At 48.6% G+C, this 23817-nt stretch carries 23 protein-coding genes; 17 read left to right on the top strand and 6 right to left on the bottom strand.

From position 1 onward, the window contains the following. Nucleotides 1–82 precede the first annotated feature (82 nt). Nucleotides 83–886, bottom strand: a complete 804-nt coding sequence (locus LC508_RS07530; protein ID WP_158587311.1) for a Cof-type HAD-IIB family hydrolase — start codon at nt 884–886, stop codon at nt 83–85. 250 nt (nt 887–1136) lie between these two features. Here LC508_RS07530 and LC508_RS07525 point away from each other — a divergent pair, with 250 nt between their 5' ends. From LC508_RS07525 to LC508_RS07475, 11 genes are all read left to right on the top strand, one after another. Continuing rightward, nucleotides 1137–1730 carry a Maf family protein gene (locus LC508_RS07525; protein WP_054352887.1) on the top strand — a complete coding sequence of 198 codons (594 nt, stop codon included), beginning with the start codon at nt 1137–1139 and terminating at the stop codon, nt 1728–1730. Then, complete coding sequence (locus tag LC508_RS07520) at nt 1727–2410, top strand: HAD family hydrolase (protein ID WP_103731825.1); 684 nt, start codon at nt 1727–1729, stop codon at nt 2408–2410. The genes LC508_RS07525 and LC508_RS07520 overlap by 4 nt, the downstream gene beginning before the upstream one ends. Next, nucleotides 2388–3176 carry an HAD family hydrolase gene (locus LC508_RS07515; protein WP_103731826.1) on the top strand — a complete coding sequence of 263 codons (789 nt, stop codon included), beginning with the start codon at nt 2388–2390 and terminating at the stop codon, nt 3174–3176. Before LC508_RS07520 ends, LC508_RS07515 begins: the two co-directional genes overlap by 23 nt. After that, a complete protein-coding gene (locus tag LC508_RS07510; protein ID WP_033139746.1) occupies nt 3173–3436 on the top strand; it encodes a hypothetical protein in 264 nt (87 codons plus the stop codon). The genes LC508_RS07515 and LC508_RS07510 overlap by 4 nt, the downstream gene beginning before the upstream one ends. Nucleotides 3437–4356: 920 nt before the next feature. After that, the gene (locus LC508_RS07505) at nt 4357–5724 is read left to right on the top strand and encodes an aldehyde dehydrogenase (RefSeq protein WP_103733167.1); all 1368 of its coding nucleotides are present in this window, start codon (nt 4357–4359) and stop codon (nt 5722–5724) included. Nucleotides 5725–5777: 53 nt separating this feature from the next. Continuing rightward, on the top strand, nt 5778–6428 hold the full coding sequence (locus LC508_RS07500) for a class I SAM-dependent methyltransferase (RefSeq protein WP_103733168.1): 651 nt from the start codon (nt 5778–5780) through the stop codon (nt 6426–6428). 190 nt (nt 6429–6618) lie between these two features. Then, complete coding sequence (htpG, locus tag LC508_RS07495) at nt 6619–8700, top strand: molecular chaperone HtpG (RefSeq protein WP_033139742.1); 2082 nt, start codon at nt 6619–6621, stop codon at nt 8698–8700. Between the two features lie 314 nt (nt 8701–9014). Next, complete coding sequence (locus LC508_RS07490) at nt 9015–9332, top strand: DUF6442 family protein (RefSeq protein WP_054353357.1); 318 nt, start codon at nt 9015–9017, stop codon at nt 9330–9332. A 15-nt stretch (nt 9333–9347) separates the two neighbouring features. Continuing rightward, nucleotides 9348–9554 carry a helix-turn-helix transcriptional regulator gene (locus LC508_RS07485; RefSeq protein WP_054353358.1) on the top strand — a complete coding sequence of 69 codons (207 nt, stop codon included), beginning with the start codon at nt 9348–9350 and terminating at the stop codon, nt 9552–9554. A gap of 15 nt (nt 9555–9569) precedes the next feature. Then, nucleotides 9570–10250, top strand: a complete 681-nt coding sequence (locus LC508_RS07480) for a response regulator transcription factor (protein ID WP_103731680.1) — start codon at nt 9570–9572, stop codon at nt 10248–10250. Continuing rightward, a complete protein-coding gene (locus tag LC508_RS07475) occupies nt 10243–11439 on the top strand; it encodes a sensor histidine kinase (protein ID WP_225305339.1) in 1197 nt (398 codons plus the stop codon). Before LC508_RS07480 ends, LC508_RS07475 begins: the two co-directional genes overlap by 8 nt. Here the strand turns inward: LC508_RS07475 and LC508_RS07470 are convergent. The 5 genes from LC508_RS07470 to LC508_RS07450 are packed head-to-tail and all read right to left on the bottom strand — an operon-like array spanning nt 11436 to nt 17161. After that, entirely contained in the window at nt 11436–14105 is a 2670-nt protein-coding gene (locus tag LC508_RS07470) for an ABC transporter permease (RefSeq protein WP_103731679.1), read from the bottom strand. The two genes, LC508_RS07475 and LC508_RS07470, sit on opposite strands and share 4 nt — an antisense overlap. Further along, complete coding sequence (locus tag LC508_RS07465; RefSeq protein WP_054353364.1) at nt 14102–14785, bottom strand: ABC transporter ATP-binding protein; 684 nt, start codon at nt 14783–14785, stop codon at nt 14102–14104. Before LC508_RS07465 ends, LC508_RS07470 begins: the two co-directional genes overlap by 4 nt. 49 nt (nt 14786–14834) lie before the next feature. Next, nucleotides 14835–15686, bottom strand: coding sequence for an NAD(+) diphosphatase (gene nudC, locus LC508_RS07460; protein WP_054353365.1), 852 nt, complete (start codon nt 15684–15686; stop codon nt 14835–14837). Next, entirely contained in the window at nt 15683–16618 is a 936-nt protein-coding gene (locus LC508_RS07455) for an acyltransferase domain-containing protein (protein WP_118594056.1), read from the bottom strand. Before LC508_RS07455 ends, nudC begins: the two co-directional genes overlap by 4 nt. Nucleotides 16619–16657: 39 nt before the next feature. Beyond that, on the bottom strand, nt 16658–17161 hold the full coding sequence (locus LC508_RS07450) for a DUF5721 family protein (protein WP_033139733.1): 504 nt from the start codon (nt 17159–17161) through the stop codon (nt 16658–16660). Between the two features lie 155 nt (nt 17162–17316). On the opposite strand from LC508_RS07450, the gene LC508_RS07445 reads away from it, so the two are divergent. The 6 genes from LC508_RS07445 to LC508_RS07420 all read left to right on the top strand — a co-directional run bounded on the left by LC508_RS07445 (nt 17317) and on the right by LC508_RS07420 (nt 23785). Further along, the gene (locus LC508_RS07445; protein WP_054353368.1) at nt 17317–18156 is read left to right on the top strand and encodes a DegV family protein; all 840 of its coding nucleotides are present in this window, start codon (nt 17317–17319) and stop codon (nt 18154–18156) included. A gap of 177 nt (nt 18157–18333) precedes the next feature. After that, a complete protein-coding gene (locus LC508_RS07440) occupies nt 18334–19767 on the top strand; it encodes an MATE family efflux transporter (protein ID WP_225305338.1) in 1434 nt (477 codons plus the stop codon). Between the two features lie 60 nt (nt 19768–19827). Further along, nucleotides 19828–20115: a GNAT family N-acetyltransferase gene (locus LC508_RS07435; RefSeq protein WP_054353369.1), complete on the top strand. Its 288-nt coding sequence runs from the start codon at nt 19828–19830 to the stop codon at nt 20113–20115. A gap of 27 nt (nt 20116–20142) precedes the next feature. After that, nucleotides 20143–22614 carry a beta-mannosidase gene (locus LC508_RS07430; RefSeq protein ID WP_103731677.1) on the top strand — a complete coding sequence of 824 codons (2472 nt, stop codon included), beginning with the start codon at nt 20143–20145 and terminating at the stop codon, nt 22612–22614. Between the two features lie 14 nt (nt 22615–22628). Further along, nucleotides 22629–23138, top strand: coding sequence for an NUDIX hydrolase (locus LC508_RS07425; RefSeq protein WP_054353370.1), 510 nt, complete (start codon nt 22629–22631; stop codon nt 23136–23138). 23 nt (nt 23139–23161) lie between these two features. Continuing rightward, the gene (locus LC508_RS07420; protein WP_054353371.1) at nt 23162–23785 is read left to right on the top strand and encodes a YdcF family protein; all 624 of its coding nucleotides are present in this window, start codon (nt 23162–23164) and stop codon (nt 23783–23785) included. Nucleotides 23786–23817 lie beyond the last annotated feature (32 nt).

Below are 23817 nucleotides of genomic sequence, written 5' to 3'. Positions count from 1 at the left end.
ATTACCATTATAATACTTTTTAACAGAATATTGGAAGACCTAATTCATAAATTTTACATGAAATTTGCTAAAAAGTGTTGTTTTACATGAATTTTTCAATGATTTCCGCCACACCGCCCTGGTTGTTGTCACGCCGGGTAATATAATCCGCGTGTTTTTTTGCCTCCGGGGTGCCGTTTTTCATGCACACGGCAAAGCCTGCGGCATCCAGCATGGACAGGTCGTTTTCCGCGTCCCCTGCGCCTATGGTCTGCTCTATGGGCACATGCAGATACCGGCAGAGCCAGCGGATGGCAGCGCCTTTTGAAACACCCTCCATCACATGTTCCAGATAATATTCACTGGAGAAAAAGATGGAAACCTTTCCTTTGGCCCACGGAAGCATAGCGTCACGGTATGCCTCATGCTTTTTTCTGTCGTCCAGACAGGAGGTCAGCACCTTCACAGGCTCCTCCTTCAGATGCTCCAGAAGGTCCGGATCCACCCGCACCTCCATCTGGGAAGACCAGTGGTACTGAGCCGCTTCCGGCCGGTCCTCAGGGGTGACCACATAATCCCCCTCATAGGTCTGGCAGTAGAGGCCAAAGCGGGCGGCCTGGTCAAAAATGTATTTTACATAGGACAGAGGCATGGTGTTCTGATAGAGAATCTCCCCGCTGCAGCAGTCGTAAATCATGCCTCCGTTGTAGAGAATGGCATAGCATCCTTCCCGGTTCAGTCCAAGTCTGTCCACAAACTTTTTGGCGGAAAAATAGGAGCGGCCCGTGCAGAGTACCACAGCATTTCCGTTCTGAAGAGTCTGCTTTACAGCAATGGAATTTTCTTCCGGAATCTGTTTTTCGTCGTTGAGCAGTGTGCCGTCCAGATCAGTAAAAAGTATTTTCATAGAGCACTCCTTTATTCTTTGTTGAGGGGTTACCTGGTGTTTATTATATCCCATATTTTCTGTTTTTCCAAGGGAACATAAGTTCCTGCGCGGGACGGGAAATATCCGGCTGAATATTTCAACGGGATTCTGGTAAAATAATATCAGATTTTGTAAAACACAGATGAAAAATTTGGCAAAAAATTATATTGCATGGAAGAGTGAGAGACGCTATACTTAAAAAAGCATGAATAGGAGGCAGGGAGCATAAATGAGAAAAATAATATTAGCCAGTGCTTCTCCCAGACGCAGGGAACTGCTGGAGCAGATTGGGGCTGTCTTTGAAGTCTGCCCGAGCAATGCGGAGGAAATTATGACGTCCAGTGTTCCCCGGGAAGTAGTACAGGAACTGTCCCGCTGTAAGGGAAATGAAGTTTTTGAGAGGACATCCGGGGATGTGCTGGTGATCGGAGCAGACACTGTGGTGGCATTTCAGGATTCCATTCTGGGAAAACCGGCGGACGCAGCCATGGCCCGGGATATGCTTTTACGTCTCCAGGGCAATACCCATCAGGTATACACAGGCGTGACCCTTCTGTTACGGCAGGGCGGCACGGTAACGCAGAAGAGCTTTTATGAGAAGACAGAGGTCGTCTTTTATCCCATGACCGGGGAGGAGATTGACGCCTATGTGAGGACCGGGGAGCCTATGGACAAGGCGGGCGCCTATGGGATTCAGGGAAAATCCGCAGTCTTTGTGGAGAAGATAGATGGTGATTACAGCAATGTGGTCGGACTTCCCCTGGCAAGGCTCTATCAGGAATTAAAACAGATGGGAATAGACATAAAGGAGTGGCATTCATGATTCGGGCATGTATATTTGATTTGGACGGAACGATCGCGGACACAGTGGAATCCATCGGTGTTGTGGGAAACAGGCTTCTTCGCCATTATGGGCTTCCCGAACAGCCGATTCAGGAGTATAATTATTATGCAGGGGACGGAGCCGATGAACTGGTAAAACGGATCTTAAAAGCCTCCAAAGGCACTGACAAGGTGGATTATGAGGAGGCGAGAGTGCTTTACAGGAAATGGTTCGAGGAGGACCCCTTTTACCATGTAAAGCCCTTTGAGGGTATTCTGGAACTGCTTCGGGGACTGAAGGAGGAGGGAATACGGATCGCTGTATTTTCCAATAAGCCTCATCACGCAGCAGTGGATGTTGTGAAGAAGATTTTCGGAGAGGGCCTGTTCGATGAAGTGCAGGGCCAGACCGCCCAAGTGCCGAGAAAGCCTTCGCCTGTGGGGGCGCTGGCCATTGCAGACAGGCTTGGCGTCACTCCGGAGGAATGTCTGTATCTGGGGGATACCAACACGGATATGGATACCGGAAAGGCAGCGGGTATGTTTACCGTAGGCGTTACATGGGGATTTCGCCCGAGAAGAGAGCTTGAGGAGCATGAGGCGAAAAAAATAGTGGACAGACCGGACGAGGTACTGGCATTTGCAAAGGAGAGAAACCATGCTGAAACTCATTGCCAGTGATTTGGACGGGACGCTTCTGCAGGGAACAAGGGAAATCTCCCGGGAAGCGGTTGCAATGATCAAAAAATTATCCGAAATGGGCATTTTATTTGCGGCAGCCAGCGGCAGGCAGTATCCCAATCTGCGAAGACTGTTTGAGCCTGTGAAGGATGATATTGCATATATTTGTGAAAATGGCGCACTTGTGGTCTATCAGGGCAGAGTCCTACATAAAGATGTGTTTGACAGGACATTAGGAGATGAGATACTGGAAAGCATACTGGAGAAGGAAAGCGCGGAGGCACTGGTCTCCGGTGAGAGTACATGCTACATCCAGCCAAAGAAGCCCTCTTTTTATGACCATATTGCCAATTTTGTAAAAAATGATGTGACTCTGATGGATGATATTTTTCATATAGAGGAGCCATACCTGAAGATATCGGTGTATGAGGAGGCGGGCGTGGAGAATATCTACCCCTACTGGAAAGAAAAATTCGGGGAGCGGGCCACAGTTGTCACCTCCGGATTCGCCTGGCTGGATATGATGCCGAAAGGCGCGGATAAAGGAAACGCCATGCAGATTCTGCAGCAGAGCCTGCAGATAAAGCCGGAGGAGTGCGCAGCCTTTGGCGACAACTATAACGACCTGGAGATGCTGTCAAAGGTAAAGTACAGTTATGCGGCAGGCGACGCGAAGGATGCAGTGAAAAAGGCGTGCAGAGCAGAAACAAAACGGGTGGAAACCGTTTTAAATAAAATAATTATTAAAGGAGGATATGCAGAATGAACGAATTCAGCGATGAATGCTTACTCACATTTTTACAGAATCAGGGGCAGCTTTTTGCCGAGCCGGTGGCGGAGACTGTGGAGGAGGCGGAAGCCTTCCTGGAGGACTGCATGGCAGTTGTAGTGGACTCTATTGAGGAAGTCCGGGATTATTTTGAGGAAAACGGGATGGATGTGGATGGAATGTCACTGGACGAGATTGAGGAGGCAAGTGAGGTTTTTGTGCTTCCGAACGGTCAGTATTTGATCGTGGAAGGCTGATAGAATCGGGGCAGAAAATTGAGGACTGCGTGCCGGCGAAAGTGTTTAAATGAATGCCGGCTGAAGTGGCATAGAAATGTAATGCAGATGGGTGTGGCCGAAAAAAGGTATGATGGGATATTGTGCCTTTTTTCGGCCTCTTCTGCTGCAAAAGAAAAAATCCTATTCAACTGGCCGGTAAAATATAAGAAAAACCACCTTCTTTTCCTACACGATTTTTCCGTGCCATTTGAGAAAGTGCAAAAAATCCAGAAAGTCCCGACATTTCCAGTGAGCCTGGCTTGGCCTATGAAAGATTACCTGCTATTCCGTTCCAATATCTTAGAATTATAGGTATTTCTGGAGATTCTGATCAGATTCTTTTCCTGCTTTACCTACTATACAACTCTAACCTTTTAGAATTATAGGTATTTCTTAAGTTTCTGACCAATTTTTCTTCCTGCTTTACCTATATTTTAATCCAAGATTTTAAAATTATAGGTATTTCTTAAGTTCCTGACCAATTTTTCTTCCTGCTTTACCTATATTTCAATCTGAGATTTTAAAATTATAGGTATTTCTTAAGTTCCTGACCAATTTTTCTTCCTGCTTTACCTATATTTCAATCCGAGATTTTAAAATTATAGGTATCTCTTAAGTTCCTGACCAATTTTTCTTCCTGCTTTACCTATATTTCAATCCAAGATTTTAAAATTATAGGTATCTCTTAAGTTCCTGGCTAAATTTTCTTTCTGCTTTACCTATTATTTCAATTTAACATCTTAAAATTATAGGCATTCCTTAATGTTCCGTAACAGTAAAGGCAAGCCGAACCGTTGCTTTTGCTGCTATGAAACCGAAAGGCTGTAACGCCGGCATACCTTGTTCTTTTCGAAAAAATGTATTACAATAAGGAAAAAGTGCAGAAAAGAGGAATGAATATGGAAATAGATAAACTGGTGCAGTGTCAGAGAAAATTTTTCGATAAGGGATGTACCCTGACTTTGGCTTTCAGACTCCGGGCACTTGAACGGCTGGAGAAGAGTATAAAGAAGCATGAAGGAGAAATCCGGCATGCGCTGTATCAGGATCTGCATAAGTCTTCTTTTGAGTCTTATATGACAGAGGTGGGGATGGTTTTAAGTGAGCTGTCTTTTGTGAAGCGACACCTGAGATCGTGGATGAAGGATAAGACTGTCCACACACCACTGGCACAGTTTCCGGCAAGGAGTTTTGTGACGCATGAGCCTTATGGTGTGGTACTGGTCATGGCACCGTGGAATTATCCTTTTATGCTCTGTCTGGATCCTCTGATCGGGGCCATTGCTGCCGGGAACTGCTGCATTTTGAAACCTTCTGCTTACTCGGGGCATGTATCGGCTGTGATCGCGAAGATGATCCGCCAGGCATTTCCGCCGGAGTTTGTGTGTGTGGTGGAAGGCGGACGGGCGGAGAACCAGGAGCTTTTGGAGCAGCGGTTTGATTATATTTTCTTCACCGGAGGCGTGACAGTGGGCAGGCTGGTGATGGAAAAGGCGGCCCGTTATCTGACACCGGTGACCTTGGAACTGGGCGGCAAAAGCCCCTGTATTGTGGACAGGACAGCTAATCTGAAGATGGCGGCGAAAAGACTGGTCTTCGGTAAATATTTGAACAGCGGACAGACCTGTGTGGCACCGGATTATCTGCTCGTGCAGGAAGGGGCCAAAGAAGAATTTCTGGTATATGTCAGACATTATATCAGGGAGATGTTCGGTGAGGCGCCTTTGAAAAACCCGGATTATCCCCGTATGATCAATGAGAAACATTACCATAGGGTCATGGGGCTTCTGAGAGATGAAAAGGCTGAGATCGGCGGTTATGGGGACGAAAAACGACTGCAGATTGCGCCTACGGTACTGACAGGCATCACGGAAAAATCGCCGGTCATGCAGGAAGAAATCTTCGGTCCTGTGCTTCCTGTGCTGACGTTTAAAGAGATACAGGAAGCGCTTCAGTTTGTAAAAGAGAGGGAAAAGCCTTTGGCCCTCTACCTTTTTACCAGAGATAAGAAGACCGAACGGAAGGTTCTTGGGAATCTCTCCTTTGGCGGAGGCTGTATCAATGACACCATCATTCATCTGGCTACTCCGCATATGGGCTTCGGCGGTGTGGGCGGCAGCGGCATGGGAAGCTATCACGGAAGAGAAAGCTTTGATACTTTCAGCCATAAAAAAAGCGTGGTGAAGAAGTCAGACCGTATCGATCTGCCCATCCGTTATCAGCCTTACACGGAGGGGAAAGAGTGGCTGCTCCGCAGATTTTTATAAGGTTTCATACAGCGGCAGCAGTCCGCAGTAATTTCAGAAAGGGGAAACATAAGATGTCAAAAAGACCATCAGACAATGAATATTTCTGGAACAGGAGGTCCAGAGTTTACGATGACCAGGTATGGAAGGTCTATAAAAAAGCATATAAAAAGACAGTGAAACGTACACTGCCGTATCTGAACGAGGAGGCAAAGGTCCTGGATTTCGGATGCGGCACGGGCAACACCACCATTCCCATCTCGCAGAAGGTGAAGGAGATCGTGGCGATTGATACCTCAGAGGAGATGATGGAAAAAGCAGTGCAGAAGGCAGCACAGGAAGAGTGCCGGAATATTACCTTTTGTCATACGGACCTGATGAATTTCAGCGGTGAACCGGAAAGCTTTGATGTGGTCACCGCGTTCAATGTGCTGTTATACCTCTCAGACAGGGATGAAGTCCTGGAAAAAATATGGTCTCTTCTCAAGCCGGGCGGCGTGTTTATCTCTGCCACAGACTGCCTGGGCAGGAATTTTTCAAAGGATTCCGTGAAAAAGTTTTTGAAAAGCAAGCTACATCTGATGCCCTATGTGGCTTTTGACACACCAATCGGTCTTATGAGAAAAATACAGAAAAAGGGATTTCTTGTGCTGGAAATCGTAAACCTGCACAGAAATCCGCCGAATATATTTATTGTGGCACAGAAAATAGACAACAGGGATTAAAGAATCTGAATTTATAATTTGTTTATAATCTTAATAAAAATTTGTTAGCACTCAATTAGATTGAGTGCTAATTTTCTCTTGACTTTTCCTCCCCCTGGTATTAATATTATTTTTAGCAGCAGAAAACTGGAGTAAGGTTTTTTGCAATAAAAAATAAAATCACACAGAAAAGGCAAAGGAGATGCATATCATGGCTAACAAGCGTGGTACCTTATCAATTAATAGCGACAATATTTTTCCGATCATCAAGAAATGGTTGTATTCTGACCATGACATTTTTTTCCGTGAGATGATTTCCAACGGATGTGATGCCATCACCAAACTGAAAAAACTGGAAGTTATGGGTGAGTATACATTCCCGGAAGGACATAAGAACAAGATTGAAGTGATCGTGAATCCGGAAGAGAAGACACTGAAGTTCATTGATACCGGTCTTGGTATGACTGCTGATGAGGTGGAAGAATACATCACTCAGATTGCATTTTCCGGTGCAACAGAGTTCCTGGAGAAATATAAGGACAAGACAAACGAAGACCAGATCATCGGACATTTCGGTCTGGGATTCTACTCCGCTTTCATGGTAGCGGACGAGGTTCATATCGATACACTTTCCTACAAGGAAGATGCCGTACCGGTACACTGGGAATGTGACGGCGGCACGGAATATGAGATCGGTGAGGGAAATCGTACCAAAGTCGGTACAGAGATCACCCTGTTCCTCAATGAGGACGCTCTGGAGTTTGCCAATGAATACCGTGCAAGGGAAATCATTGAAAAATACTGTTCCTTCATGCCTGTTGAAATTTTCCTGTCAAAAGCTAACGCAGAGCAGGAATATGAGACCATCGACGAGGCTGATTTAAGAGATGACGACGTGGTGGTTGAGCATATCCACGAGGAGGCCAAGACAGAGGAGAAGGAAAACGAGAACGGCGAGAAAGAGATCGTTGAGGTATCTCCTGCCCGGGATAAAGTTAAGATCAATAAGCGCCCGGTATCTCTCAGTGATACCCATCCGCTTTGGACAAAACATCCCAATGAGTGCACCGATGAGGAGTATAAGGACTTCTACAGGAAAGTATTCATGGATTACAAGGAGCCGCTGTTCTGGATCCACCTGAATATGGATTACCCCTTCAATCTGAAAGGTATCCTGTACTTCCCGAAAATCAATATGGAGTACGAATCCATTGAGGGAACCATCAAACTGTACAACAATCAGGTATTCATTGCGGATAATATCAAAGAAGTCATTCCTGAGTTTCTGATGCTGTTAAAGGGTGTCATCGACTGCCCGGATCTGCCTCTGAACGTATCCAGAAGTGCGCTGCAGAATGACGGATTTGTAAAGAAAATCTCTGATTATATCAGCAAGAAGGTGGCTGATAAACTGTCCGGCATGTGCAAGACAGACAGAGAAAACTATGAAAAATACTGGGATGATATCAGCCCGTTCATCAAATTCGGCTGCTTAAAAGACACCAAGTTCTCTGAGAGAATGATGGACTACATCCTGTACAAGAATATTGACGGCAAATATTTGACTCTGGAAGACTGCATCAAAGAGAATGAAAAACCGGAAGATGCAAAAGAGGCAGAAGAGACCACGGTTGAGGAGACAAAAGAAGAAGGCGCTGAGGGAGACAAGAAAGACGAAGAGGAAAAAGAGCCTGAGAAGACCAATGTTTACTATGTGACCGACGAGGTACAGCAGAGCCAGTACATTAATATGTTCAGGGAACAGGGTCAGGATGCTGTTATCATGAAGCACAATATTGACTCTCCGTTTATCTCCCATGTAGAGCAGCTTAAGGAGAATGTAAGATTCCTGCGCATTGATGCGGATATAAATGAATCCGTAAAAGAGGAGGACGCGGCAGCACTTGAGGAGGAGACAAAGACACTCTCCGAGCTGTTCAAGAAAGTGTTGAATAAAGAGAACCTGACAGTCAAGGTGGAGAAACTGAAAAATGAGAACGTTTCTTCCATGATGACCGTTTCAGAGGAAAGCCGCCGTATGCAGGAAATGATGAAGATGTATAACATGTACGGCATGGACCCGTCCATGTTCGGCGGACAGGAGACACTGATACTGAATGCCAACAACAAGCTGGTACAGTATGTTCTGGAGAACGGGGACACAGACAATACAAAAGTCATCTGCGAGCAGCTCTATGACTTGGCTGTGCTGAGCCACAGACAGCTCACTCCGGAAGAGATGACAAAATTTGTGGCACGCAGCAATGAGATTATGATGATGCTTGCCAAATAAAAGAATCGCAGCAATTTAACAGACAGTGCAGACGGAAGAGAGAGTATTCTTTTCCGTCTGTATTTTTTTGCACTGGAAAAGGGCCGCAAACGGCCGCGCTTCGGCGCGAGAGTCCGGCAAGCCGGACTCTTTGTTCCATTGGAAGAGGGCCGCAGATGACTGCACTTTTATGCGGGAATCAGGAACTCTCGGCAGGCAGCCTCGCGATCCCTGAAAGGATGCAAAGAAAACTTGGCAAAAGGTATTGACAAGAAAACTTGGCATGATATACTGAGAGTGACAAGAAAACTTGGCAGAGAGAGGAAGGTATCATAATGGAGAAAGAAGAAGTTCTGGAGAGAGTACAGAAGAGCAGAAAAGGGTCTATGGATGAGTGGGAGCTGCAGGTCTCCCAGAAAGGGTTTACTTTGGCACTCATGGTCATTCTTCTGGCATCACTGGCGCTGATGATCACAAAGATTGTGGCAGGACAGCCATGGAGTGACGTGTACTGCATCTTTTTTGCGGGTATGGGGATCTCCCGTCTGTATAATGGGGTGAAGCTGCATAAAAAAGGAGAGTTGTTTTTAGGTATTCTTTCCCTGCTCACCGGGGCGGCACTGTTTATCGGCTATATCAGTGAAATTATATAGAAAACAGGTGTGCGGATGGAAGAGAATCTGATTTTAAGAAACCGTTTAAAGGAAGCCAGGACAGAGAAAAAGCTGTCCCAGAACCAACTGGCAGAGATGGTGGGGGTATCCAGAAACACCATCAGCTCCATTGAGACGGGACAGTTTAACCCAACAGCAAAGCTGGCGCTGATATTATGTATTGCTCTTGATAAGAAATTCGAGGATTTGTTTTATTTTTGATAAAGGAGAAAAACCATGCCCCATATATTACTGCTTGAGGATGATGAGACCATTGCCTTCGGAATCCGGTGCGCAATGGAGAAGGAGGGAAGCACCACGGTCTGGTGCAGGACATTAAAGGAGGCAGAAGCCTGTCTGGACGGAAGAGTGGAGTTAGTGCTTCTGGACCTGAACCTGCCGGATGGCAGCGGATTTGCTTTCTGCAGTCAGGTTAAGGCCTTTGATGAAACCCTTCCTGTGATCTTCCTGACTGTGCGCGATGACGAGAAGGATATTGTGAAAGGGCTGGATATGGGAGCGGATGACTATATTGTGAAGCCGTTTCTGCTGTCTGTTCTCTTATCCAGAGTTCGGGCTGTCTTAAGAAGGAGCACCAGGGCAGCGGAGAAGGGAAAACTTACCTGTGGTGACATTTCCATGGATACGGAGAAGATGAAAGCTTATCTGGGGACAGAGGAAGTGGTTCTCACAGCCGGTGAGCTGCGCCTGCTGCGTGTGCTTATGGAAAATAAAAACCAGGCGATAACCAGGAACCGTCTGCTGGAACTTCTGTGGGATGCGGATGGAAATTTTGTCAATGACAATACCCTTACGGTCACCATGAAACGCCTTCGGGAGAAAATGAATAACCCAAAACAGATTCAGACCCTTCGGGGGATTGGCTATCGGATGGAGGAGACAGGGGAGAATGGATAGAAGAGAAAAAAAGAGAACCGTACCGGCAGTGCTGGCCGCGGCAGTCTGCCTGGGACTGCTTCTTGGAACGGTCTTCGCGGCGGTTTCCTCCGGTATGCAGAGAAAGACTGTGGAACAGATTATGTCCTGCACTATAAAGGAGGAGCCGGAGCTTGCCGGCAAAGTGACGGCTATATTAAAGGAAAGCAGTACCGCCTCCGTATCCCGGGAGGGCAGGGAGTGGCTGGACAGATACGGATACACGGCTGCTTATTACAGAAGAGGTCTGCTTCCGGTGTATCTGGGGATTTCTTGTCTGTGCTTTCTGGGGATCTTCGCAGTCTGGTTATGCTGGTATAAAAGGTCGGAGAAGGGGAAAGGGCAGCGTATTGAGGAGCTCACCGCATATCTGGAGGATGTAAACCAGGGCCGTGAGACCGTGTTGTCCCGCAGGGAAGATGAATTTTCCATACTGGAGGATGAGATATATAAGACTGTCCGGGAACTTCGCAGGACCAAGGAAGAGGCCTGTCAGGAGCGGCAGAACCTGGCGGATAATCTGGCGGATATTGCCCACCAGTTAAAGACACCCATTACCTCCATGTCCTTGATGGTACAGCTTCTGCAGCAGGAAGGGGAGATACAGGGGACAAAGGTGTATCTGGACCGGCTGGAGGATCAGATTTTTCGGATGGAGTATCTGGTTGCCAGCCTTCTCACCCTGTCCAGACTGGATGCGGGAACACTGGAACTGGAGCAGGAAAACCTGGATGCTGCGTCCGTCATCATTGAAGCCTGTGAGCCGCTGGAGCCGCAGATCAGAGCGCGGGAACAGACGCTCAGCATTCCACAGCAGATACAGGCCTGTTTTAAGGGGGACAGACACTGGACAGCCGAAGCTCTGTCCAATCTGATTAAGAACTGCAGTGAGCACGCAGAAGAGGGCGGGAGCATCACAATAAAATACCACCAGAACCCCCTCTATACGGAGATTCTGGTGGCAGATAACGGCCCGGGATTTGATGAGGAGGATATCCCCCATCTTTTCCAGCGGTTCTACCGGGGGAAAAACGCCGGCAGGGACAGCATCGGCATTGGCCTTGCGCTGTCAAAATCCCTGATCGAGCGCCAGAACGGAACTTTGCGGGCGGACAACGGGCAGGACGGAGGCGCCTGTTTTACCGTGCGGTTCTATACAGATTCCCGTTAGAACGTCTCATCCTTCAGCGCGTCGATGATATTTTCCTTCAGTAATTTTCTGCTGCCCAGAGCGTATGTGCCCAGCATGACAACCAGCAGCAGGACCGTGTAAGCAAGAATCTTTAAAAACGGCGCGTGCGCCAGATAGATGCTGACAGGAAGCCCGGATACGTTCAGGAAGAAGGCTACAAAGAGCACCTGCACGGGAAGGCTTACAAGAATCGGTGTCAGACCGAAAAGCAAAGCCTCCAGTGACAGGATACGGGACAGGGCCCGCGGGGAAAGCCCTACGGAGCGCAGGGTGGAAAGCTCCCTTCTGCGGCTTTTTAAGGTCCCGGATACCGTTGCCCACACATTGGACAGGCCAATGACAGCCATCAGGCCGGAAATGAAGAAGATAACAGCACTGTACATCTTATTGGCATCCCGGTCAAGTTTCTCTTCCTCCAGAATGTCGGAGATATAATAGTCACCGGAACCATAATACTTGTCACTGAACGCTTCCATATTCTTACGGATTCCCTCAATATGCTTTCTGCTGTCAGCGTAGAAAAGGCCAATGGCGTGATAGGAACCAAGCCGCCGTTTTTCCCTGCAGTTTTCAGCCAGGGCATCCATGGAGCTCATGGGCACAAACTGGATCAGGGTATATCCCGGAAATTCTACGCCGGGAAGGGGCGTTTTGTCTGTAATATGTCCGGCTTTTATACGGAAAGTGGATTCGCCCTCCTCCTCATCCAGGATCTTATCGGATAAGGTCAGGGTATCTCCCTCCTGAAGTTTCAGAAAATCTATGTCCTCTGTGTGGGAGGGCTTTCCGTTTATCTTGTCAGCAGTCCGGTTGTACACAATAGCACGTGGGTCCGCAGTGTCAAAATAAGGTGCCGGGTCAATGCCAAGCAGAGAGCAGTATGCACGGAAAGACGCATCATCCAGTCCCATAATGTAACTTTGGATCCGGTACTGCCCGTCTCTTTTGATGGGATAATATTTTCCTGCATCTGTTACAGCTTCCATGCCTCCTGCGCGCTTCAGTTCCTCGGACTCCATGTCTGCGGTCATCCACAGGGCGGATTTTAAGGAAGAATAAAAGACAGCGTCCTTTACATGGGGAAGCTTTTTTAAGTCATAGAGTATCTCCTGTTCCGGAGCCTGCCCGTTATCCAGGTAATATTCAATATGGGCTTTTGAAGCCTCATCCTTTTGGACGGCTGCGTCCGTTTGGGCGCTCCTTAAGGCATTCAGATGCCAGAAGCAGGCCAGCAGAAGAAAAGACAGAGTCAGGGAAATCGTGGCTGTCCGGTAGGATCTCTTCCGGGCGGAAAGTGCACTGGATGCCATCTCCCCCTCAATACCGAAGAACCGGGACAGAAGATGCCTGGAACGTGTCTTTTTTATATTTCCCATACCACCCTGCCGTATGGCTTCTATAGGCGTGAGGCGTGCGATCCGTTTGGCGGGTATTCCGGCTGAAAACCAGACCGTCAGGAAGGTGAGGAGCACAGCGGGCAGTATGCTCAAAAGCCCGTAGGAGAAAATTACCTTCATCCCCTCCTGGCGTGCGGAGTTGTTAATGGAGTTAATATACCGGATGAGCCGGCTGTCCAGAAACCATCCGGTAGCAAGGCCGGCCGGCAGAGGCAGAAGCATGAGGAGCAGGCCCTCCCAGATGACGGACCGCCGAATCTGACGGGGCGAGGCGCCGATGCTTGCCAGAACGCCCAACTGGGTGATCCGGGAATTGGCGGACAGGGAAAAGGCGTTGTGTATGATGAGGATAAAAAGGCCCACAACCAGTGCTGCCAGAAACAGATACATCAGGGGATAGGCCAGCATCTGCATGGTACTGTCAAAACTAAGCTGTCCTTTGGGAAACACAAAGTGCTGTGACAGATAGTCGGCATTGTATTTCAGGTTATAATTTCCGTATTCATCTGTTTCCCATCCGATCAGTTCCGCTATCTTGGGAAGGTCCCTGTAGGTGTCGTGTATGGAATGAAAGCGCAGATAGACTGTGACGGACTCCTCCGGTTTTATCTCTTCCTCCTCCATATAACCCATAGCATAATACATAGGGACCGTGGATGCTGTTGTGACATCCAGTATGCCCACGATCGTAAAGGTGCGTTCCCCTTTTTGGGAAAAACTCTCCCCGCTGCGAAGCGGCTCTGTGGCTTCCAGAACTGTACCGTCCTTTACCCGATCCCCGATGGGAAGCGTTATTCTATCCCCGACTTTGAGCTGGGGATTGTTCTCAAAATACTGTTTTGAGATGACAATCTCATCGGACGCTCTGGGAATGCGGCCTTCGGTCAGCTCATTTTTATCAGACATATGCTCCCAGTATGGGGCATTGGCACAGCGGAAGGACAGATATTCTCTTCTGGGGTCCTCGATCTTCGCCGTGATAAATTCGCCTTTTATCAACAGGGATTCCACCGTGGAGTAATCCCTGATCAGAGGCAGATCCCGGCCGAAGGTCTCCCCGAACAGTTCCCCGTGCCAGTCACCGGATTTGTACACGGTGAGGGTGATGGTGTCCTTCCACATGGTCTCCAAAAAGCCGCAGAGGGAGGCCAGGAAGGTGCTGGTCAGATAAAGGGCAATCATAATGGCACAGCTTGTGCGCTTGTTCTGACGGATAAAATCCAGGGTATATTCTCTCAGAATCTTCATGATGGGTTCACCTGGTCTTTGATTACCCTGCCGTCCTCCATGGTCAGGATTCGGTCAGCCTCCAGTGCCAGCTTTTCATCGTGTGTGATCAGAAGAACGGTCTGTCCGAACCTGCGGTGTGACAGCTTCAGAAGATCCATGGTTTCCCGGGAATTTTTCCGGTCTAAGTTGCCGGTGGGTTCATCTGCCAGCAAAATGGCAGGGCGGCAGATCAGGCTTCTGGCAATGGCAGCCCGCTGCTGCTGTCCCCCGGAGAGTTCCCCGGGAAGGTGTTCCAGCCGGTCGGTAAGACCCAGAGTCGTGACGATCTGGTCAAATCTTTCCCGGTCAGGCCTGCGTCCGTCCAGAAGAACAGGCAGAAGTATATTTTTCCGGATGGTGAGAGTGGGAATCAGATTATAAAACTGATAGATCAGACCGACTTTCCGGCGCCTGAAGGCGGCGAGTGCCTCCTCATTCAGGGTGGAAATGTCTGTGTCCTCAATACGGATCTCGCCTTCTGTAGGGCGGTCCACGCCTCCCAGAAGATGCAGAAGCGTGGATTTTCCGGAACCGGAAGCGCCTACAATGGCTACGAATTCTCCGCTTTCCACGGAGAGAGTGACATGATCCAGGGCAGTGACCGCGTTTGGCCCTGCGCCGTAAATTTTCGTAAGATTTTTACAAGATAGTATTTCCATAGTTGTGTATCCTCCTTATGGAAACACAGTATAGCAGGGGAAAATGACATTACAGTGACAATTTGTCATCAAGTCCGTTTTTAAACAGCGTCATCATCTCCCTGGTGAGACTGATTTCATATGCGTCATCAGGTATCTGGGAACGCTCGTGCCATTCTGCCAGGGCCAGCTCCTCCTCGTCCAGCCGGATGGTGTCGTCACCGTCTAGATCACAGAAGAAGCCGAAGAGCAGAGTATCACTGAAAGACCATGGCTGGCTTTTGTAAAAGCGGATATTTTTGACCTTTAAGCCTACCTCCTCCATGACTTCTCGTCTCACCGTGTCTTCTATAGGCTCTCCGATCTCCGCAAATCCGGCAATAAGGGCATAGTTGGTAAATTCACGTCCTGCGTATTTGGAGAGCAGCAGCTTATCCCCGTTTCTCACGGCAACAATGACCGCGGGGGAGAGCTTTGGATACTCCATAGTTTGGCAGTGGGGGCAGTACATCATACGTTCTTTTTTATCCGGCTTCATCTTACGGCCGCAGGATCCGCAGAAGCGGCGCCCTTTATACCATTTGTAGAGCTGGTGTCCGGTAATACCTGCAAAGATAAGATGACGGGGGCTTAAGGTGCGCAGGCTGTAGGTCTTTTCAAAGGCATAGTCCGGCATCTCCTCAAAGGGGAGCCGGGATATAAGGTAATATGCAGTCTCATCTATGGTGAAAAGATATGTCCACATGTCTCTGACAGCCGGATATACGGCTTCCGCCTCTGCATAAGTGGGGAATGTGATTTCTCCGTCTGTGACATTCATGAATATCCGATCTTTATCGTAACAGAGCAGCACACTGTCCTTTTGAGGATGGTGGGGCAGATATTCGTTGTGGTAAATATGCGGTGCAATATCCTGTATCATAATTCTTCTCCTGTCACTCTTTTATCATATATAAAAACGCCGAATCCCATTCCGGCCATGTGTCCTTCCATTAACCAGGAGCGGTAAGCTCTCTGGAGTCCTGTGTTACCAGGAAGCTTGTCAGCCGGTTTTTCGTAGTCCTCATAAAAGATTCTCCACAGATCCCCGTTGTTATACTCCTCTCTGAAAATGTCATAATCCTGCATAAATCCCAGAATATTGGAAGTCTTCGGAAGGAACAGCCTGTGTTCCGGAAAGAGCATCCAGGATTCGCACAGGAACACAATGGGCCTGTCCTTGAAGGAATCACGGAAGAAGTCTGCGGCCATGGCGTAGGACTTCATGTATTCCTCCCTTTTTAAGGGGCCGCAGGACGGGATGTGCACGTTGATGACAAGGTCACCGGGATGCAGGGATACGCCGTCTTTTTCGTAGGTTTCCCGAAAGGGCACCAGCTCATACTGGAAACGCCCAAGCGCAAAACGTCTGACCTCAAACCACCAGATCTGCCACTGCGCTACGCTGGTGCCCCATATGCCGAACATTTTTCTGCATTCCAGAAGCTTCCAGTGCAGGTCCATCATGGAGGCACGGAAGATTTCCGGCGCAATGCCGCGTTCTTCGTAGATTTTCCTGGTTTTGCGTGACAGGATAATATAGAAGAGCATGTGGAGGGTATATGTGTGGATGCCGCAGCGCGGGGAGACATCCTTTAATTCTTCCAGGATTTTTTCGTAGTCCATATGGATGTTTTCACTGTATGTCCGGTCAGCAGCAGTGAGTATATGGAGAACTTCTCTATTTTTAAAGACCTGCTCCAGAGACTGCGCAAGAGAGGCGGCAACTTCCCGGGGGTAATCCATCTCGCGGGCAAACAGGGACAGATTTTCCATCCATTCCTGTTTGAAGTCATTTTTTTCATAATTTTGCATACTTTTCCTTCTTTCACATAAACTATTATCAATATAAAATCAGACAAGCAGCACAGGAATCTGCTGCTGCTTGAAAAATTTGGTCACCATTTCATCCCACACCCGGTCCAGGGACTTGTCCATGGTAAAGGTTCTCAGGGATGTACCTGTTGTGCAGGTCACATGACTGCCGTCGTACTGCAGGTTCAGATACAGGCCGAAGACATCTGCCGGTGTCTGGGAAAGTCCGCTTCCCACAAGCAGTTTTTCCACATTCTGCCGGGAGAGCTGAAATACAATTTTAAAGTGCAGCGGGGTATGTTTTCCTTTCATGATGGAGAAGCAGAAGGGTTTTATTTCCTTCCACGTTGAGAAGGTGCGCTCTGTCCGGGCGAGCATTTCCGCCTGTTCTGAATCAAAGAACTCCTTGTGGAGGGAACCGTCAATATGGTAAGTGACAAAGGTGGTCACATTGGCCTCACACAGCCAGAAGGCATCGAAGTCGGTTCCGATAAGCAGACGGGACATAAAGTCTTTTACATCCTGTACCTGTAAAGCTATCATGATATTATTTCCTCTTCCTGTCATTAGTCTAATGAATAGTATATACGAAAAACGGGAAAAATCAAAGTACTTTCATGAAAAAAGCCCTTTTCAACAGCATGGTTTTGTGTTATCATAAAACATAGTATTAAAAACTACATATAAGAGGTTGCAAGATGAGATATAAAATAGTAATAGACAGCTGCGGAGAATTAATAGAACGTTGGAAAGAAGACCCGGCCATTGAACGGGCATCCCTGACCCTTACTGTCGACGAAGAAGATATTGTGGATGATGAGAGCTTTGATCAGGCATATTTCTTAAAAAGAGTGGCAGAATCACCGAACTGTCCCAAATCCTCATGTCCCTCCCCGGAGAGATATATGGAAGCCTATGACTGTGAGGCAGACCATGTGTATGCAGTGACGCTTTCCTCAGAACTGAGCGGCTCCTATAACAGTGCCGTACTCGGCAGAAATCTGCTTTTGGAGAGCAGTCCTGAGAAAAAGATCCATGTATTCAATTCCCGCTCAGCTTCTGTGGGCGAGACCCTGATCGCTCTGAAGATTGAAGAGTGTGAGAGTAAAAATATGGAATTTGAGGATATTGTCCGGGAGGTAGAGGCTTATATTGAGAGCCAGAACACCTATTTTGTGCTGGAGAGCCTTGAAACTCTGCGAAAGAACGGACGATTAAGTAATCTGAAGGCATTTGTGGCCACGGCCCTGAAGATCAAGCCTGTCATGGGAGCGACCCCGGAGGGCACGATCATACAGCTTGACCAAGCGAGAGGCATCAACAAGGCCCTTATGAAAATGGTGGATTATATTGTGGAGCGCTCAGAGAACAGTGCGGACAGAATACTGGGCATCTCACACTGCAACTGCTGGGAGCGGGCGGAGATCGTGAAGGACGCCATTGTAAAACGGATTCCGGTAAAGGATGTAGTTCTTTTAGATACCGCAGGCGTCAGCAGTATGTATGCCAATGACGGCGGAATCATTGTGGTGATTTAACCCCAAGGGGATAGGCGGAAACGGAAGGAGATGAGCCGTTTCCGCCTTTCTATTTGCTCTTTTTGCCGCAGCACCTGCGGACAGCGGAAAAAAACACCCGGTCAAAGAAAAATACATTTTGACCGGGCTGTCTTTTTATAGTAGGATAAGTATATATCATATTCAGCGGAGCTGAATATGTATGAGAAAAATGTGACAGAAGAAGGTAAACGTATTATGGGAGGACAACTGAAGAAATTATTCGCCCCTGTGGATATGACAGAGGGTAGACCGTGGGAGAAGATCGTGGCTTTTACTGTGCCGCTTGTTATCGGTAATATCGCGCAGCAGCTCTACAACACGGTGGACAGTATTATTGTGGGACGGTATGTGGGAGACAATGCCCTGGCAGCGGTGGGCAGTGCCGGACCGATCTTAAACCTGCTGCTTGTTTTATTTATCGGTATTTCCGTGGGAAGCAGTGTTATGGTTTCCCAGTATTTCGGGGCAAAGGAGAGGGAGGAACTCTCCGGCACCATAGGAAGCTGTATCACCCTGACCGCCATTGCCTCAGTCATTATCATGGCGCTGGCACCCTTTGTGATCATGCCTATGCTGGAGCTTCTGCATACGCCGGATACGATCATTGACTGGTGTAATTCCTATCTGAGAATTTTGTTCATCGGCATTGCAGGTGTGGCTTACTACAATATTCTGAGCGGAATCCTCAGGGGTCTGGGAGATTCCGTATCGGCCCTTATATATCTGCTTGTGGCGACGGTGCTGAATATTATCCTGGATCTGTGGTTTGTAGCCGGCCTGGGCCTGGGCGTGCCGGGGGTTGCCCTTGCCACAGCCATTGCGCAGGCAGTATCGGCAGTCCTCTGCATGTGGAAACTGACCCGCATGAAGGATGTCTTTGATTTCAGACTCCACTATCTGAAGATGAAAAAGAACCATGCCGTGAATATTATCCGTCTGGGACTTCCCTCCGGGCTTACCCAGGCTATTTTTTCCATGGCCATGGTCATTGTGCAGTCCCTTACCAACAGCTTCGGGGAAATGCTCATAGCAGCCAATGTGATCGTTATGCGTGTGGACGGCTTTGCCATGATGCCGAACTTTTCCTTCGGCACCACCATGACCACTTATGCGGGTCAGAATGTGGGGGCAAACAGCTACGACCGGGTGGAACAGGGAGCCAGACAGGGCACCATGATCGCGGCAGGCACATCCGCTGTGATCACGGTCCTCATCCTGCTGTTCGGCAGGAATCTGATGGGTATCTTTACCGGCACCTCTGAGCTTGTGGATCTGAGTATGCGCATGATGTGCATACTGGCAGTGGGATACATAGCCATGGCTGTGACCCAGAGTCTTTCCGGAGTCATGAGGGGAGCAGGTGATACCATGACGCCTATGTGGATCTCCATCATTACCACAGTCCTGATTCGTGTGCCTCTGGCTTACGGGATATCCTGGGCCACCAGAACACCGGAACTTCCCAACGGCCGCAGTGAGTGTATCTTTATCTCTCTCTTGGTATCCTGGGTACTGGGTGCCATTGTCACCTGGTTTTTCTACAGGAGAGGAAAGTGGAAAACAAAAGCGCTTGCAGCAGCAGAAAAGTAGGAATATAAAAGCCGGTTAAGCCGGCTTTTATGAAATAAAAAAGTGAAGAGGAGAATGATTATGGAATTTACGAAGGAAAAATCAAAAATCGCCTATTACAATGAAGAGGGGAAAATACTGGCAGAAGTCACATTTCCCGCTGTAAACAAAAACACGGTGAATATCAACCATACCTTTGTAGATGAATCTCTGCGCGGACAGGGGATTGCGGGAAAGCTTATGCAGGCAGCGGCACAGTATCTGGATGAGAGCGGAAAAAAAGTGCTTCCAACATGTTCTTATGCTGTGGACTGGTTTGCAAAACATCCGGAATATAGTCATCTTCTGCTTGACGGCAGTGAAGAATAAGAAGTCTGAAAAGGGGAAAGCAGCAAAATGATAAAACAGAATCTTCATGAAAACTGGGAAATGCATACCGCGGGGTGGGACGACTGGCAGCCGGCACAGGTACCCGGAACCGTATACACGGATCTTTTGAGAAACGGCAATATGGAGGATCCATTTTGGAAGGACAATGAGAATAAAGCTCTGGCACTGATGGAAAACGACTATGAATATGAGACCATATTCGCCTGTGGGACGGACCTTCTCTCCTGTGACAGCGTTTTGCTGCGCTTTGAGGGGCTGGATACCATTGCGGACATCTATGTGAATCATGAATATATAGGCAGAACAGACAATATGCACCGGACCTGGGAATTTTCCGTGCGGCATCTTCTCCATGAAAAGGGAAACTCCCTGCGGATACTTTTCCACTCACCGCTTGCGTACATCAGGGAAAAATTTGCGGAGGCGCCCACAAGAGGGTCTGAGGACGCCATGGACGGTTTTGTGCACATTCGGAAAGCGCACTGTATGTTCGGCTGGGACTGGGGTGCTCACTTGCCGGATGCAGGTATCTTCCGCCCGGTATCCCTTCTGGGGATACAGAAAGCCTGCCTTGACAGTGTGTATCTGCGCCAGGAGCACCGGGCAGGATATGTCAGACTGAAGCCTCAGGTGCATGTAAGGATCGTGAAGGACCGGGTGGCAGGAGACCCCGTGGAACTCCACGGACAGGATTCCTGCTGTTCCTACCGGATCACCATAGAGGACCCCGATAAGTCAAAACGTGTCTTTGACGGCTCCCCGGAGGAGATCGTTATTGAAGATCCCAGACTCTGGTGGCCCAACGGCCTTGGGGAACAGCCCTTGTATACCGTCAAGACAGAGCTTATGTGCGGGGATACGGCAGTGGATGAAAAGATACAGCGCATCGGTCTTCGCACAATGACCATGCATGTGGAGAAGGACGCATATGGGGAGAGCTTTGCCCATGAGGTTAACGGGGTACAGGTATTTGCCATGGGCGCTGACTATATCCCCGAGGATCACCTGCTGGGCAGGACTACCTCGGCAAAGACCAGAAAACTGCTTAAGGACTGCAGGGCAGCCAATTTCAACGCCGTTCGTGTGTGGGGTGGCGGGTATTATCCTGAGGACTGGTTCTACGATATCTGCGATGAACTGGGTCTTATGGTATGGCAGGACTTTATGTTCGCCTGTGCGGTCTATGATCTGACGCCTGCCTTTGAGGAGAATATGAGAAAAGAGCTGGCTGACAACATAAAACGTATCCGCCGTCACCCTTCCTTAGGTCTGTGGTGCGGCAACAATGAGATGGAGATGTTTGTAAAGGAGGGCAACTGGGTATCAAAGCACTCTGAGGTGAGGGATTATCTGCTCATGTATGAGAGAGTGATCCCGGAGGTGCTGAGGGAGTATGACCCTGTGACCTTTTACTGGCCGGCAAGCCCTTCCTCAGGCGGTTCCTTTGACGAACCAAATGACCCGAACAGAGGTGATGTGCATTACTGGGATGTGTGGCACGGAAACAAGCCTTTCTCGGATTACAGAAATTATTTCTTCCGCTATGCGTCAGAATTCGGATTCCAGTCTTTCCCCTGTCTGAGCACGGTCAAGACATTTACGGATGATCCGGATGACTTTAATATTTTTTCCTATGTGATGGAAAAGCACCAGAGAAATGCAGGTGCCAACGGAAAGATCATGAATTACATGCAGCAGACATTCCGCTATCCCTCCTCTTTTGAAACCGTGCTCTATGCTTCACAGCTTCTCCAGGCGGAGGCCATCCGCTACGGCGTGGAACATTTCAGGAGAAACAGGGGAAGATGCATGGGAGCCATCTACTGGCAGCTAAATGACTGCTGGCCTGTGGCTTCCTGGTCTTCCATTGACTACACCGGACGGTGGAAGGCGCTGCATTATTACGCAAAACGTTTCTTCGCGCCCATTATGGTGTCCTGCCAGGAGGAGGGCTGGCTTACACAGAAGCCGGATATGAACCGGGAGCATTTTGAGTTTGAAAAGTCTATCCGTCTGAATGTGACCAATGAGACCAGAAAAGAACAGCAGGTCCTGGTCAGATGGGCGGTGCGGAACCAGAAGGCGGAGATTTTTTCCTCCCATGAGGAACTTGTCTGCGTTCCGGCTATGTCCAGTGTCTGGCTGGATAAAGTGGAATTCCCGCATATCCAGATTTTTGACAGGTATGTAAGTTATGAGATTCTGCAGAACGGTGAAATTCTGTCCGAGGGGACCGTCATCTTCTCCCTTCCCAAGTATTTTGCCTATGCAGACCCCGGGCTTTCCTGCAGAGTGGAAGGGGATGAGATCGTCGTTCGGGCACAGGCTTATGCAAAGAGCGTGGAGATACAAAATAAAGCGGAAGACCTGCTCCTGTCAGATAATTACTTTGACATGAACGCAGGGGAGAAGCGTGTCAGGATCCTGAGCGGAGAACCAAAAGGCCTGCGCTTGAGAAGTGTATATGATATTCGGTAAATGGAGGACAAAGGATGGAGCTCTGGGATATATGCGACAGCAAAGGGATTCCTACAGGGAGAGTCATGGAAAAGGGAAAAGACCTGGGTGATGGTGAATATCACGTGGCGGTGGAGGCCTGGATCATGAACACAAAGGGAGAATTTCTGATCCAGAAGAGAAGCAGCAGATGTGTCCACTATCCCAATGTCTGGTCCCTGACTGCCGGCAGGATACAGGCCGGCGAGGACGCCAAAGAAGGGTGTATCAGAGAAGTGCAGGAGGAGATAGGGCTTGCCCTGGAGAGGGAAGAACTGATTCATCTGGCACATATTAACCGGGAAGACGGAAGTCATATGATCTGGGAGGTTTTCCTTGTCCGCCGGGATATCCCTGTCTCAAAGCTTATCCTGGACCCGGAGGAAGTGGCAGAAGTCAGGTGGGTGACCGGGGAGGAGCTGGAGCGCATGATACGGACAGAGGAGATTTTTACCTACCCGGAGATTCTGGACTTCCTTCACCTGATCACCGAAAAGTACCTGTAAGAAACGAAGAGAGGACAGGAATCATGTGGAACAAAAGATTTTTAGACCAGATGACAGAATTTATTTTTGTGGAACAGGAGCCAAAGCCGGCGGATATTATCTTTGTCCCCGGCAGCGGATTTCCCCAGATCGCGGAGAAGGCAGCCAGTCTCTACAGAGAAGGATTTTCTGAGCTTGTGCTGCCGTCTGGAAAATACAGTATACTGCGCGGCAGATTCGGAGGTGTTCAGGCAAAGGAAGAGGAATACAGGGGAACGTACAGGACAGAGTGGGAATTTTTAAAGGCTGTCCTTGTAAAGCATGGTGTGAAGGAATGCCACATATGGAGGGAGGAAAAGGCCACCTACACATATGAGAACGCCATCCGTTCCAGGGAGGTGACAGACGCGGCAGGACTGCAGGTGAAGCGGGGAATCATCTGCTGTAAACCGGCACATGCCAGGCGGGCGCTTCTGTATTACCAGCTTCTGTATCCGGAAGCGGAACTTCTGGTCTGCCCTGCAGATGATTGTGAGATCACCAGGGACAATTGGTATCTGAGTGAAAAAGGCTGTGATACCGTTCTCGGTGAGATCGCCCGCTGCGGGGAGCAGTTCCATGAGATCATGAAAGATATGAGAGAAAACCAAAAGAAGCCGGACGCGTAATGCGTAACGGCTTCTTTTGGTTTAAAACGTGC

Origin of the sequence: Blautia parvula (assembly GCF_020215665.1) — a bacterium.
Lineage (GTDB): Bacteria > Bacillota > Clostridia > Lachnospirales > Lachnospiraceae > Blautia > Blautia celeris.
Note: the sequence above shows the minus strand (reverse complement) of the source record. Positions and strands in the feature narration are given on the sequence as shown.